This is a genomic window from Paenibacillus sp. 01L418, assembly GCF_056400045.1.
Genome location: NZ_JBFTSN010000131.1, coordinates 1 through 14,769, shown reverse-complemented (window position 1 = coordinate 14,769; position 14,769 = coordinate 1). Strand labels below are relative to the sequence as shown.

Sequence of the window (14,769 nt, the reverse complement as noted above, 5' to 3'; positions counted from 1 at the left end):
ATATCGAGCCGCGTTGTTTTCACTTTATTTGTTGTATAATAATGAACAGTGTGCAACGGCCCCGACTTTTCTGCGAGAGGAAAGTCAATCAATATCCTTGTTATGTTCTTGGTGTCAGTAAAATTAGACAAATGACTGCAATTTGGGAGGTTTATTTGCTTTGCTTGAACAACTAAAAAAATCTTGGTTTTCAAATGTACGCGGTGATATTTTGGCGGGCATTACAGTTGCGTTAGCGCTCATACCGGAGTCTATCTCTTTTTCTTTAATGGTAGGTGTTGGGCCAATGGTTGGATTGTACGCCTCCTTCTGCATCGCTGTCATTATTTCCATTGTTGGCGGCAGGCCCGGAATGATTTCCGCTGCGACAGGAGCGATGGCGTTACTGATGGTCTCTCTAGTTAAAGATCATGGCATCGAGTATTTGTTCGCTGCTACGATTTTGGCGGGTGTATTGCARTATATTATGGGCGTGCTCAAGCTAGGGCAGCTTATTCAATTCATTCCGCAATCCGTCATGCTCGGCTTTGTCAATGCATTAGGCATCCTCATCTTCACTACCCAGCTTGTTCATTTTGTGGGTGCTACTTGGATCATGTATGCTCTCGTTGCATTAACATTAGTCATTATCTATACACTGCCTAAATTCACAAAGGTTATACCTTCACCGCTGGCTGCAATTATTATCGTTTCCATTATAGCCGTTGCCATTGGCGCGGATCTCAAAACCGTTGGCGACAGAGGTTTAATCGAAAGTACATTGCCGCTGTTCCATATTCCGGATACGTTATTTTCGCTTCATACGTTGTGGATCATATTGCCGTATTCCTTCTCACTCTCTATCGTAGGAATTTTGGAGTCGCTTTTAACAGCTTCGGTCCTTGATGAAATGACAGATACCACAAGCAACAAAAACAAAGAGGTACGCGGTCAAGGCATTGCAAACATGGTGACAGGCTTCTTTGGCGGAATGGCAGGCTGTGCATTAATTGGTCAATCGGTTATCAATGTGAAATCAGGCGGCCGAACTAGGCTTTCCACCTTCGTAGCTGGCTCGTTCCTGCTCTTTCTTATTATGGTATTAAGTGATGTCGTCAATAAAATTCCGATGGCTGCTTTAGTCGGCGTCATGATTATGGTGTCTATTAGCACGTTTGATTGGAAATCAGTATTTCATATTCATAAAGTTCCACGTACCGATGCGTTAATCATGATCGTTACAGTAGTTATTGTTCTTATCACACATGACTTGTCCAAAGGCGTATTTGCTGGAGTTGTGCTAAGTGCATTTGTATTCGTTGGTAAAATGGCGAAAATCCGTGTTTCCATCGCAGGTGAACGCTCGAAGAATCTTACGTATCATGTAAGTGGACAGTTGTTTTTTGGGACAACCAGTCGTTTTGTGACTCTTTTTAATTATAAAGACGATCCAACACATGTGACTATTAACTTTAGCGGCTCGCATGTATGGGATCAATCCGCGGTGACCGCCATAGCGAAGGTTAAAAACAAATATGAGCAGCTGAACAAGAAAGTTTCATTTACGGGGCTCAATGAGGAAAGCAAATTAATTATACGTCATTTGGGCTTAACTTCATCAGGCGGTCATTAACAAACAAAGCTCATGCAAGTGCACCTGTCGGTGTGCTAACATGAGCTTTTCTAATCATTTTTTATTCCTGTTTTTCTTCCTTAACTAGCTTTTCCTTGGCTGTATCGATGAAGAAATCAAACAGCTCGTCATCTTCCTCTAACAAATCCTCAAGTGCCAGCAGTTCTTCTTCCTTACCTGATTCATGAAGGAAAAACAAGCCATAACCCCACTCTTTGCCTCGCTTGCTGTGCAGTGCAATTTCATACTCATTCTTATGCCCTTCTACCCCGAATTGAACATTGCCTACGTAACCGTCTTCTTTCGAATACGTCATAGTGGCCTGTAATACATTGATGTTAATCACTTCTGTTCTTCCTTTCTCATCGTTCATTACGGTGCGAGCTGATTGATTTGATTTAACAGCTCGTTAATTTTGTTGATCGTATCTGGAATACCCGTCGATTCAAAAGCGGCTCTACCCTGCTCAATATTCGTTAGAGCTTGATCGATACCCTGCTGCAGCGTCGCGTTGTAATCGGCAATCGATTGATGGATATCTTTTGCGTAATCAGGTACCTGCAGTCCCTCATAATGGACAACCTGTTCCTTTAAAGCAAGAAGCTTCTCCTTTAAATCCGTTCTTTTGTCCAAATCCGTCACTGCTTGCTCTGCAAGTGTATTCATATCTTGTCCGAAATCCGTTAACGTTTGTAAGTAATCCGTCGTTTCTGTTGCAAAATTTACCGTTTGACCTACTTGATCAATAATACCACACCCAGATGTCATTAGCATTATGGAGAGCAATATTATCGAAACGCCCCGTTTAATCATAAGCAACCTCCTTGTCATAATCATCCTACTACCGAGATGAACGCCTATTCGAGTTGATGCATACATTACTGTACGATTAACAGCTCATGCTGGTTTCGTGTATGTCACAAGGAGATGATCGAGATGGATATTCATTTATCGGCGATTCACTGGGTTTATTTGACCTTTATTATCGCAATCATTGGATTTATGCTGATGCGACGCGATACAACGCTTATTTGTATTGCCGGAATCTTAGGAATTGGAATACTAGCAACCACATCGGCAAGCGGTTCTGTAAGCGGTATTTTTAACAGCTTTATCTTTGCCATAAAAGAATTGCTGGGAACGATTTTAATTATATCCATCATCGTCGCCATGAGTCGTATCCTTATTCGAACCGGTATAAACGAGATTATGATATCTCCGTTTACCCGTTTTCTTAGAACACCCGCGCTCGCCTTCTGGGGAATCGGCTTAATTATGATGGTAACCTCATTTTTCTTCTGGCCTTCGCCAGCGGTTGCACTCATCGGTGCCGTCTTACTCCCTGTAGCTTTGCGTGTTGGGCTGCCTGCACTCGGAGCAGCAGTCGCGATGAATTTATTCGGACATGGCATCGCCTTGTCTGGTGATTATATCATCCAAGGCGCACCCAAGCTTACTGCGGATGCTGCTGGTATTCCTGTCAGCTCCGTCATGCAGGCCAGCATTCCGTTAGTCATTGTCATGGGGGTTGTCACAACCGTCGCTGCCTACTGGATAATGCGACGTGATCAGAAACTTGGTACATGGCGTGATGGACTTGTCCTTTCAGCCGCAGGGCCAGATCCATCAAACGACCCCAGCTTCGATGCCGACCGGAATGCGCTGTCACTGAGTACAAAGCGCTGGCTCGCAGCACTTATTCCTTTGTTATTCGCACTTGATGTGGCAGCCATGTTCGTGCTTAAGCTTCAAGGCGGTGATGCCACTGCGCTGATTGGCGGAACAGCCATACTCATTATGCTGTTCATTACAATGCTGACACACCGTGGCAAAGGGTTCGAGAAAACGACTAGTTATTTAATTGAAGGCTTCCTATTCGGCTTCAAAGTATTTGGACCGGTTATACCGATTGCGGCTTTCTTTTACTTGGGCGACTCTGGATTTCTGGCCATGTTCGGCGACAAGCTTCCTGAAGCGTCGCACGGAATAGTTAATGACCTCGGCATTGCCCTTGCTCATGTCGTGCCCGTTAATGGAGTTGTTGGCTCGATTACGTTAACAGTAGTCGGAGCAGTGACAGGCCTTGATGGCTCAGGCTTCTCTGGTATCTCGCTTGCAGGCTCGATCGCGCAGCTCTTTGGCCACGCCATAGGCTCCGGGATTGCCACTTTGACGGCTCTTGGTCAAGTTGCTGCAATCTGGGTAGGCGGCGGTACAATCATTCCTTGGGCGCTTATCCCTGCTGCAGCCATTTGCGGGGTAGATCCGTTTGAACTTGCGCGTCGCAATTTAAAACCGGTGCTCATCGGTCTTTGTGTGACAACGATCGTTGCTATGTTCTTGATTTAGATCGCTTTCGTTGACGATAAAATACGGAGATGAGTGATACTACAGCAACACCGCCAAGGCCTATGTACCAGCCTTGTGTTAATGAGCTTTCCGTTTTCTGCAAGGGGATCTCCGGCTGCGGCGGCAATGAACCAATACCCAGCAGCTTGATATGTTCATTTGCTTCACTATGCAATAAAGTTGCGCTGCAGAGTGCATGTAGCGATTTTCCAGTTGTTTTTGCGTAAACCAAATAACGTTCTCCTTCTTTAAACGTATAGCCACAGCTGTCTTTGCTTTCAGCCGTTTTCACTTCAAGCGTTGGAGCAACATGTCCTTTCCACACTTCATTGACTTGGAAGCTGGCTTTGACCGCTCTCTCAGAGGAGCGAAACAAGGATTGTGAGGATGTTTTAACGGAAGTTGCCGTTCCTTCAAACACTGCGTCACTTTTGATTTTGCTCTCCTCCACCGTACCTGGTTTTACGCAAGAACAGGCTTGGACATTCGATGGCATAATCAATAAGCTGCTAATAAAAAATATGAAAATGAATCCAACTGAAAGTCTCTGTTTTTTATTAATCATATCTACTCCCCCAACCTTTTCTCTATAGCAGGCATTTATGCCTTTAGGTTAAGACGGTTTCTTTTGGGAAAATGTTTCATTTATAGCAATGAAAAAGCTGTTTCTCCCGTAGTGGAAGCTACGATCGAAACAGCTTTTTTAGTTATTATCCTTTTGCCTTTTGCTTGGATTCCTCTACTAGCGATACTTTTGCTGGCCAGAACGCTCTCTTGCCTAGTAAAGTCGTAATAGCCGGTACGAGGAATGGACGAACGATAAAGGTATCCATTAATACCCCAATCGCTGTTATGAGGCCAAACTGGACAAGCACTTGGATAGGAAGCGTCGCAAGCACGGCAAACGTAGCTGCAAGAATAAGTCCTGCTGAAGTGATAACACCGCCCGTTTCGCTAACCCCTTCTTTGATGGCTTGCTTCAGCGGCAGCGTTTTGCTCTTTTTCCAAATGCTTGAGATCATAAATATATTGTAGTCTTCACCAAGCGCAATGAGGAAAACGAATGCATAAAGCGGAATTGCACCTTGAATGGCGTCAACGCCCATGATGTAATGCAGGATCACCCAGCCCAAGCCTAGTGCGGCTGCATACGACAGCAATACAGTGCCGATTAAGTATAATGTTGCAGTAATGGATCTTAAATAAGCAAACAGCAGAATCATGATGAGTCCGATAACTAAAGGAATAATGACATTATTATCATGATCCGTCAGCACCTTAGCATCATATTGTGTAGCTGTCTGGCCAGCGATCCATACTTTTTGATCAGCCTCAGCAACGTTTCCATTCGTAAGCGCAGCTTCTGCCGCCGCACGGAGTAACGGAATCGTCTCCATTGCTTCCTGGGAATATGGATTCGTATTCAAGATGACCGTATACGATAGTAAATTAGGGTCATTAACGCTCGGCTGCGGCTCCTGAACATGATCTACAAGCGGGACAGCAGCAAGTTTTTCTGCTAACTCAGGTACTGCACCATCCGTCGCAGCAACCACTGTAATCGGCGCTAAATCTCCTGGCGTAAATGACTTCGAAATCACTTCAAACCCTTCTCTTGAAGGCATATCCTCTGGAAAAGAAGACAGCAGATCATAAGTAAATTTAATTTGACTGGAGAAGCTTGCGAAAATTCCTAGTATCAAAACAGAGGTGATAACGACCATCCACGGCTTCGTTATTACGAGATTTCCAATTTTGGAGCCGAGCTTTTTCTCCGAATTCGGCTTACGGTACACTTTTCCTTTTTTGTCCGCATGTGCATGCCCCATCGCATCTGTACGCGGGATAAACGGGTAAAAGGAAGCTCTTCCAATAATCGAAAGCAATGCCGGAACCAGCGTCAAACTTGCGATTCCCATAATAAGGATCGATAAACTGAATGGAATTGCGAAGCGATCATAAGCACCGTACTTAGCCGCAAGCAAAGCTAGCAAAGAAAGAACTACCGTAAAGCCGCTCATTGCAATAGCACCTGAGGCGTCCTTGAACGATCGTTTTAGTGCTTTCATTTTGTCACTTTCACGAGTAAGCTCTTGACGGAAATGCGAGATGAAAAATAAACAATAATCAGTACCCGCTCCGAATAAGARCACAGTCATAATGGATATAGCTTGACCATCCACCGTTATCCAGCCTTCACCTGCCATAAAGCCAAGCAATGGTCCTGTAACAGCATAAGCAAATCCAACACCAATTAGTGGAATGATAGCAAGAATCGGTGAGCGGTAAATGAGGAGCAGCAAGACTAGTACGATAAGTACTGTTGCGATCATCAGTGATACATCCGCTCCTTTGAACAAATCGGTTGCATCAACCGAAATACCAACTGGACCACTGACACGCACGCTTAATTCAGCATCATCATCGATAGGTATGGAAAAAGGTTCTTTACCTGATGCTTCTCCGATGATAGCTTTAATGGACTCAATATTTTCCTTCAAAACTTCAGTTTCTGTTGCTTCACCGAACTGAATCGGCTGAACGAGTGTCGTTCCGTCCTCAGAAGCAAATTTTTGCAAAGCAGGTAAAGGCATTTGATGAAGAGGTATAACCTCGCCTTGCTCTTTCAACGGATTTTCAACAATCTTCTGCGTCGTTTTTTGAATAAGCGCATAATCCGCTTCTGTTAAGCCGCCTTCTCGATGCCAGACCACCAATGCTGGAATGCCAGAGGAGCTTGGAAACTTATCTTTTATTAACTCATCAGCGACAACGGACGGGCTGTCAGCCTCTAGGTTTGGAGCATTGCTTACTTCTTTGTCGCCCACAGCTGGCAGAAATACAGTTACCAGCCCGGCTAATACAATCCACGCAACTAATGTTATCCACCTTGTACGTCGTCCAGCGACCATTCCTGCTAATCTTTCGATCATTTGACAAATCCTCCATTTCACATTACGACTAATATCGTTTAAAATTAACTCAAGCGATAATTTAATTATATATACCGAAAGGTTAATTAATCAATTCATATTTATTACAATTTGATGAATGGAGGGCATGTCGATGAGCGAGGACCAAATAAAACGCAAACCAGGCCGGCCCAAAGGCACAGGTTCAATTCAGACGATGCAGCAAATTTTGCGCACAGCAGCCTTTTTATTTATGGAGCAAGGTTTCGAAAAAGTTTCATTAGAAAGTGTAGCCCAAGCATGCGGGGTTACTAAAGCAAGCGTTTATTATTATTTTAATAATAAAAGCGTTTTGTTCACGGAATGTCTTCAATTTGTTCTAAAGATGGCTTATGATCAAACTTCAAAAATTGTTAGCAGCACCGGGTCACTGAAGGAAAGAATGCTTGTTGTTGCTGAGCGCCATATGAACAATGCTCATGTTGAGTTTGAAACGATGATGCGGGAAGCATCCAGCGGTTTGACTGAGGAGCAAATAACGAGCATTCGTACGAGTGAGCAAGCGATACACGAATTAATTGGGAGTGTATTTCAGAAGGCAATGGACGAGGGCGAAATCAAACGGGGTGATTCGATGTTGCTTGCTCATGTCTTTACAGCTATGTTAACGGTACGAAACCGTAAAGAAATCATTAATAATGAAAAAACAGTGGAACAAGCCGCGTTCGAAATCGTAGAACTATTGTGGGCAGGACTAGAGCCTCGCTCGCAATCTTATTAAATGGAGGTTTTTTAATGCTTAAAACCGCAATGGGTCGTCTGCGGGTCGTTGGTTTCATCGAAGGGTTATCTTTTCTATTACTACTTTTAATAGCAATGCCCCTCAAATACTGGGCTGATATTCCAGAACCTGTGACTATTGTAGGCGGACTTCATGGCCTCTTATTCGTTCTTTATATCCTTGCTGTCTTCCATGTTTGGATTAAACACCGCTGGTCGATTCTCAAGGCAGCAGCAGCGTTTATCGCAGCTTTCCTTCCATTTGGCACATTTATTCTTGATAAGAAGCTGCTTCGCGATCAATAAGTTAAAGAGGTTATTCCGAGCAATTGGAATAACCTCTTTTTTTATACTAATGATGGAAAAATGAAGTGAACTCGCCTACTAAGCATGATAGAATAAATGTAAAACTAAAGGAGAGTGTTTCATGATGGGTATTATTATAAATAGAGTAGGAGCAATCTTTGTTACGGTCAGCGATATTGAAAAAGCTCGTGAATGGTATTGCTCCATTCTTGAATTGGAGCCTACCTATGATATCATTGCAGGTCATTTATGCTGTATTCCTTTAGATAACAACGGCCAAAACCTTGTTTTAGACAGTAAAATCTATACAGAAGATACTTATGCAAGAACACCTATTTTTCATTTTAATACGGATGACATCCATGCTGCTTTTCAGTTCATGCGTGATAAGAATGTAGAGCTTGTAAGCGAAATTGAACATGGTCACTTTTTCAGCTTTAAAGACCCCGACGGAAACCTGCTTATGGTTTGCAAATGCTAAAAAAATAGCTAACTGCATTGATTATAGGCCTAACCAAAACCTTTTAATAATATTGCCATTTTCCTCTACGAATTCTGATTCCAACACGCCACCGTTTTTTAAAATCGTTTTTTCTGAGCCGGTATTCCCTTTATCACAAACAACTAGAACTTTTTGATGACCCCAATCTTTTAACAGCTCCAACGTATTTGATAATATGATATTGGCATACCCTTTTCTTCTCTCCGATGGACGAACGCCATATCCGATATGGCCGCCTTGATTGAGCAGTTTTTCATTCAATCGATGCCGAATATTAACCGCTCCTACAATTAAGTTGTCCTCACTTAGGAGCCAATAAGTGGAATGAGGAACACGATCACTGCTTGATATTTTGGATTCAGTATCTTCAGCATACAAAAAATCTATCATGGCATTAAAATCTTCCGGTTCTCTCTCAATGACCCACGGCACCATATCTTCACCGCTCTTTATCCAGTCCTCATAAAAGGATATATACGCGTCGCGGTATTCGATCGTTGGTTTAATTAATATCGCTGATTTCGGCATAAGCACGCTCCACTCCGATGATTTTTACCAAATTAACACATTTAATGAATAGGGTCAATCTTATTTCATCGATGATTCATCGTGCTCTTCATAACAAAGAAGACTAAGGCATAACGCCCTAGTCTTCTTTTGCTTAATTTATACTTATTAGTTATGGAATTGTTGACCATCATGAACAGCCTTTACATAACCCGCGCGGATTACGAAATCTCCAAAATGTTCGCCCGTTTCCCGTTCCTTTGCATACTGATTAATAATCGGTTTTAAAGTATCGAGAATTTCGGTCTCATCGATATTTTCACGGTAAAGCTTGTTTAATCTATCACCTGCATAGCCCGCGCCCATATACATATTGTATTTGCCGAGTGCCTTGCCGATAAATGAGATTTCTCCAAGGGCTGGTCTAGCGCAGCCGTTCGGGCATCCAGTCATCCTAATGTTGATCTCCTGGTCACGCAGCCCTGCTTCATTAATAATCGGCTCCAGCTTATCGATCAGTGTTGGAAGGTACCGTTCTGCTTCCGCCATAGCAAGACCGCAAGTCGGCAACGAAACACAAGATAATGAGCTTCGGCGCAGCGCAGAGTGCTGCGTACCGTCCGTAAGTCCGTATTGCTCTGCTAGCTCAGTAATTTTGCGTTTCTTCTGGCTGCTGACATTACCGATAATAAGATTCTGATTCGGAGTAATGCGGAAGTCGCCTGTATGAACTTTGGCGATTTCGCGTAAACCCGTCATTTGCGGGTTGCCTTCTTGATCCTCAATACGTCCGCTCTGGATAAACAGAGTCAAATTCCATTTGCCGTTGCTTCCCTTCAACCAGCCATAACGGTCTCCGTTATTTTGGAATTGATAAGGGCGTACCTCTTCAAGCTGCCAGCCAAGACGGTTTTGCAGCTCGGTTTTGAACCATTCAATCCCATGACGGTCAATCGTATACTTAAACCGAGCGTTTTTGCGAACCGAACGGTTACCATAATCACGTTGAATCATAACAGTTTTCTCTGCTAACTCGACAATTCGCTCCGGCGGACAGAAGCCAATCACTTTACCAAGCTGCGGATAAGTCGTTGTATCGCCGTGTGTCATCCCCATACCGCCGCCAACGGAAATGTTAAAGCCCTTCAGCTTGCCATCTTCCACGATTGCAATGTAGCCGATGTCTTGAGAGAATACATCCACATCATTAAAAGGAGGAATCGCAAATCCAATTTTGAACTTACGCGGCAAATATACAGGTCCGTAGATCGGCTCTACTTCCGCTCCATCCTCTTTACCATCGATTACCTTTTCTCCATCCAACCAAATTTCATGATAAGCGCGAGTACGCGGTGCCAAATGATCATTCACTTGACGTGCCCAGTAGCTAACTTCCTCATGATGGTTCGATTGAAAAGGATTTGGACTGCACATAACGTTCCGATTGACGTCACCGCAGGCAGCAAGAGTAGTCATCAGCTCGCTATTGATTTTTTGAAGTGTAGGCTTCAAATTCCATTTCAAAATGCCATGCATTTGGAACGTTTGACGTGTCGTGAGACGCAAAGTCCCGTTGCCGTACTTGTGAGCTAATTCATCCATGGCAAGCCATTGATCAGAGGTTGCTACACCGCTTGGCAGTACTACCCGGATCATGAATTGAAATGCGGGCTCCAGCTTCTGCTTTTCACGCTCGTTGCGCAAATCTCTGTCATCCTGCATATAACTTCCATGAAACTTCAACAACCGATTGTCATCCTCAGGCAAACCGCCTGTAATCGGATTGCTCATCGTTTCTACTAATGCGCCGCGCAAATAGTTGCTTTCGCTTTTGATATGCTCAACTTCACTTGGCGGTCCACCGATAGGTTTTACCAACTGCTCTTTCGCCATTGTTGCTGTCTCCTCTCGCAATCATTCAAGTACTCTTGTTGTTATCTATTTATTAATAAACATCACGTTGGTAACGTTGTTGATCCTGCATATCAGTCAAGTAAGCTGCCGCTTGCTCAGCGCTTAATCCGCCCTCTTGCTCAATGACAGTTAGTAAAGCCGTATGCACATCATGTGCCATATGTTTCTCATCACCSCAAATATATACATAAGCGCCGGCTTGAAGCCATTCGAATAGTTCACGGCTCTTCTGCAGCAAACGATGCTGTACATAAACCTTCTCTTCCGTATCGCGGGAGAAAGCCACATCAAGTTTGGTCAAGACGCCGTCTTTAAGCATTCTTTGCCAATCGGTCTGATATAGGAAATCCGTAACAAAGTGGCGATCACCATAAAACAACCATGATTTTCCTTCTGCGCCAATTTCCTCGCGCTCTTCAAGGAATGCACGGAATGGAGCAACACCAGTACCTGGACCAATCATAATAATTGGAGTATTCGTATCCGCAGGCAGCTTGAAATTCGGATTTTGTTGGATATAGATCGGCAGACTGTCGCCTGGTTGTACACGCTCTGCACAATGTACGGAGCATACCCCATAACGCTCACGACCATGAGACTCATAACGAACAGCTCTCACGGTAAGATGAACCTCATCTTCATTCGCTTTAAAACTGCTGGCAATGGAATAAAGTCTTGCTGGCAGCTTACGCAAGATAGCAACAAATTGTTTTGCGCTTCCTTGCCAAGGCTCAAAATCCTGCAATAAATCAAGCAGATCCCGACCGTTAATGTAGCTTCTAAGCGCTTGCTCTTGCCCTTGAGCTAGCAGTTCACGAAGTGCTGGGTTCGAAGTCAGTTCGGCTGCTTGCGTGATCAGCGGTTTCGTTAGAGCTGTAATTTCATAATACTTAAGTAGAGCTTCACGCAATGAGCCTTGCTCACCGCTCTTATTGATCGGAACAACTTCTTCAGCGTTCCAATTCATTTGCTTAATAATCGCATCCACTAGCTCTGGATGATTTTCCGGATAAATACCCAGGCTATCCCCTGGCTCATATTGTAAATTAGATCCTTCAAGCGACAGCTCCAAATGACGAGTTTCCCGATCAGAGCCGCGGCCATTCAAGTTAATATTCGCAAGAACTTCAGCCTTAAAAGGGTTGTTTCGCGAATAGGCGGATTGTTCTGGTGTTGTTTCGCTGCTAGTTTGCGCTATAGCTGCAGTCGTTCCCGAGGCAGCATTCAAACGATCATTTAATGAGCTGATAACCTCTGCTGACCAACCAGCAACAGCCTCATCGTAATCGAGGTCACAATCTACACGAGGAACAAGACGTTTTGCGCCAAGCTCTTCAAGACGTTGATCAAAGTCTTTACCCGTTTGACAGAAAAATTCATACGACGTATCGCCAAGCGACAAGACAGAAAAGCTTACATTTTCTAGCTGTGGAGCTCGCTTGCTGTAAAGGAACTCGTGGAAGCTCTTCGCATTATCCGGCGGTTCCCCTTCACCATGAGTACTGACAACCAAAAACAGGTTTTCGACTTTTTTCAAATTGTTCGTCTTAAACTTATTCATTGGCGCAAGTGTTACTTGCAGACCCTGTTCTTCCAGCTTGCGCGATAAGCTGGTAGCTACCCGCTGGCAATTGCCGGTTTGAGAGCCAAACAATACAGTTACCTCACGGGAAACCGCTGGTTGACTGATAGCCGAAATAATTTCTGCAACTGCTGCTCCCCCGGAGACAGCCTGCACATCCGCACTAATCGTTAACGGACCTGCTGATGCTTGACGAGCAAACAAATAACCTGTCAGCCAAATTTGCTGAGACTCCGTTAGTGATGGTACAAGGCGATTCAGAAGGTCAACTTGCTCTTGATTAAAAGGACTGTTCGTTACCTGAAGTTGCAACAATATCCACCTCTCATAAACATAAAATCATCATTAGTTTTCATAGTCAGACAAGCAAAAACGCCTTCGGCGTCCTCTAGACGCTGAAGCAGCTTTGACGGAGAAATATAAGCCCTTTATAAGCTAACAAACTTATAAATTCTTATATTTTAAAAATAGTGCTTCAGAAGTGCTTCAATAATTATTAACCTAACATAATCAGACAAATCCATCAACGATGATTTCATGCTCCTAAATTACAATTTTATGGAAAAAGATCGTTATTCATCCACAAAACAAAGAAATCAGGGCAATTTGCCCTGATTATCTCGGATTTATTAGAAAAAATGATCGATTGGATATAAATTAATGATAGGTGATCCAAGCGAATTTTTGCTACATTATATGTAGTTGAAAATCATTCTCGATAATTTTGTCGAAAATCAGTGTTTTCTCCATTTATAAAATAATAAAATAAAAAAGTGCTGCGAGCGCAAAACGATAATAGGCAAACCATGAAAGTCTAATTTTTTTCATCATGTTTATGAACGTTACGACCGCAATCATCCCTACAACAAATGCAGCTATTAGTCCAATTAGAAACAGAGGCAAATCCGACATCGTGAGAAACTCTCTGCTTTTAATTAGGTCTATTCCGCTCGCCCCAGCCATAATCGGGACGGATACTAAAAAAGTAAATTCTGCCGCAGCCTTCTGGCTTACACCAAACAGCATGCCGCCAGATATCGTCGAGCCTGAACGAGAGAAGCCCGGCCATAATGCGAGTATCTGAAAACATCCAACAGCAAAGGCCTGTTTGTAGGTAATGTCATCAAGCTCCTCTGCAGTCGGCTTCTTTCGTACACGATCGGCGATAATCATCAGTATTCCGCCCGCCACAAGACCAATCAGCACCTTCTCAGCAACGAACAACTCGCCTTTTATAAACGAATGAAGCAAAACAGCACAAGCTCCCGCCGGTGCCATTGCAATAATGATGTGAAGAGCATTCAAACCCGAATTCTTGCCTACCTTGAAATTAAGTAAACTCGCAAACCGATTTCGGTATAACACAAGCACAGCCAGCACAGCGCCAAATTGAATGACCACCTCAAAGGTTTTCGCTCGATCACCTGTGAAATTCAACAGCTCCGCTGTTAAAATCAAATGACCCGTTGATGAAACTGGTAAAAACTCAGTAAGGCCCTCCACGATACCCATAATAATCGCATTAATTAGATCGCCCAACGCCCAATCTCCTCCTAGAAATAGACTGAAAATTACTCACTCTATACAAGCCTATGCATGTCCGTAGGTTCCCATTTCATTTTCGATCAAATCGGTATGAATTTCGATTTTTCGGATTCGATTGTCGTCACGTTCACGAATAATGAAGGTCATATTCCCATAGGTCCACGGCTCTCCGATAGGAAGCTCGGGCTTCTGATTAAAGAGCCAACCGCCTACTGAATCTACTTCTTCACTTTCAAGATCAGTTCCTGCAATTTCGTTCCAATCACTAATCAGCGCCTTGCCGTTAACCAAATAACGCTGCTGCTCAATATATTCGATTTCTTTCACTTCATCCTCATCAAACTCATCACGGATTTCTCCTACGATTTCTTCTATGATGTCTTCGATGGTGATGAGCCCCGCCGTTCCACCATACTCGTCCAACAGAATTGCGATTTGAACGCGTTCCTGCTGCATTTTGCGGAGCAGCTTATTTATCGGCATGACTTCAGGAACCGACATAACGGGCTGAAGCAGAGATGTTACGTCGATATCTCGATTTGTTTCATAGCGGAGAAAAAATTGCTTTGTATTTAATATCCCAATGATGTTGTCTTTGCTTCCTTTGGCCACAGGGAAACGCGTGTATTGCTCTCTTATTATAATTTCGAGGTTCTCCGCACGAGTATGATCCACATACAAACAGGCCATATCCGTCCGAGGAACCATAATTTCTCTCGCAAGCCGCTCATCAAACGCAAAAATCCGGTTGACATAGCCA

General features: G+C 43.6%; 14 protein-coding genes. 5 read left to right on the top strand and 9 right to left on the bottom strand.

Going from position 1 to position 14,769, the window contains the following annotated elements; genetic code table 11:
• Positions 1–160 precede the first annotated feature (160 nt).
• The gene (locus AC1DSE_RS16905) at positions 161–1,612 is read left to right on the top strand and encodes a SulP family inorganic anion transporter (RefSeq protein WP_477511983.1); all 1,452 of its coding nucleotides are present in this window, start codon (positions 161–163) and stop codon (positions 1,610–1,612) included.
• Between the two features lie 61 nt (positions 1,613–1,673).
• On the opposite strand, the gene AC1DSE_RS16900 is transcribed toward AC1DSE_RS16905, so the two are convergent.
• Together AC1DSE_RS16900 and AC1DSE_RS16895 are read right to left on the bottom strand one after the other, a co-directional pair.
• Entirely contained in the window at positions 1,674–1,958 is a 285-nt protein-coding gene (locus tag AC1DSE_RS16900; RefSeq protein WP_430054745.1) for a hypothetical protein, read from the bottom strand.
• A gap of 26 nt (positions 1,959–1,984) precedes the next feature.
• Positions 1,985–2,425 carry a DUF6376 family protein gene (locus AC1DSE_RS16895; protein ID WP_076269304.1) on the bottom strand — a complete coding sequence of 147 codons (441 nt, stop codon included), beginning with the start codon at positions 2,423–2,425 and terminating at the stop codon, positions 1,985–1,987.
• Positions 2,426–2,548: 123 nt separating this feature from the next.
• Between AC1DSE_RS16895 and AC1DSE_RS16890 the strand changes: the two genes are divergently transcribed.
• On the top strand, positions 2,549–3,961 hold the full coding sequence (locus tag AC1DSE_RS16890; protein ID WP_441885832.1) for a hypothetical protein: 1,413 nt from the start codon (positions 2,549–2,551) through the stop codon (positions 3,959–3,961).
• Here AC1DSE_RS16890 and AC1DSE_RS16885 read toward each other — a convergent pair.
• On the bottom strand, positions 3,945–4,526 hold the full coding sequence (locus tag AC1DSE_RS16885) for a hypothetical protein (protein WP_477511982.1): 582 nt from the start codon (positions 4,524–4,526) through the stop codon (positions 3,945–3,947). The genes AC1DSE_RS16890 and AC1DSE_RS16885 overlap by 17 nt on opposite strands.
• Positions 4,527–4,671: 145 nt before the next feature.
• A complete protein-coding gene (locus AC1DSE_RS16880) occupies positions 4,672–6,894 on the bottom strand; it encodes an MMPL family transporter (RefSeq protein WP_477527935.1) in 2,223 nt (740 codons plus the stop codon).
• A gap of 133 nt (positions 6,895–7,027) precedes the next feature.
• Between AC1DSE_RS16880 and AC1DSE_RS16875 the strand changes: the two genes are divergently transcribed.
• From AC1DSE_RS16875 to AC1DSE_RS16865, 3 genes are all read left to right on the top strand, one after another.
• A complete protein-coding gene (locus tag AC1DSE_RS16875) occupies positions 7,028–7,654 on the top strand; it encodes a TetR/AcrR family transcriptional regulator (protein WP_076269300.1) in 627 nt (208 codons plus the stop codon).
• Between the two features lie 14 nt (positions 7,655–7,668).
• Positions 7,669–7,959, top strand: a complete 291-nt coding sequence (locus AC1DSE_RS16870; RefSeq protein ID WP_076269299.1) for a DUF3817 domain-containing protein — start codon at positions 7,669–7,671, stop codon at positions 7,957–7,959.
• 121 nt (positions 7,960–8,080) lie between these two features.
• Positions 8,081–8,440, top strand: a complete 360-nt coding sequence (locus AC1DSE_RS16865) for a VOC family protein (protein WP_477511980.1) — start codon at positions 8,081–8,083, stop codon at positions 8,438–8,440.
• A 21-nt stretch (positions 8,441–8,461) separates the two neighbouring features.
• On the opposite strand, the gene AC1DSE_RS16860 is transcribed toward AC1DSE_RS16865, so the two are convergent.
• From AC1DSE_RS16860 to AC1DSE_RS16840, 5 genes are all read right to left on the bottom strand, one after another.
• Positions 8,462–8,989 carry a GNAT family N-acetyltransferase gene (locus AC1DSE_RS16860; protein WP_477511979.1) on the bottom strand — a complete coding sequence of 176 codons (528 nt, stop codon included), beginning with the start codon at positions 8,987–8,989 and terminating at the stop codon, positions 8,462–8,464.
• 147 nt (positions 8,990–9,136) lie between these two features.
• Complete coding sequence (cysI, locus tag AC1DSE_RS16855) at positions 9,137–10,861, bottom strand: assimilatory sulfite reductase (NADPH) hemoprotein subunit (protein ID WP_076269293.1); 1,725 nt, start codon at positions 10,859–10,861, stop codon at positions 9,137–9,139.
• 52 nt (positions 10,862–10,913) lie between these two features.
• Positions 10,914–12,776, bottom strand: coding sequence for an assimilatory sulfite reductase (NADPH) flavoprotein subunit (locus AC1DSE_RS16850; protein ID WP_477527936.1), 1,863 nt, complete (start codon positions 12,774–12,776; stop codon positions 10,914–10,916).
• 438 nt (positions 12,777–13,214) lie between these two features.
• Entirely contained in the window at positions 13,215–14,003 is a 789-nt protein-coding gene (locus AC1DSE_RS16845) for an undecaprenyl-diphosphate phosphatase (protein ID WP_477512741.1), read from the bottom strand.
• 51 nt (positions 14,004–14,054) lie between these two features.
• Positions 14,055–14,769, bottom strand: a 715-nt coding sequence (locus AC1DSE_RS16840) for a transporter associated domain-containing protein (RefSeq protein ID WP_477527934.1), incomplete at its 5' end; no start/stop codon positions are given.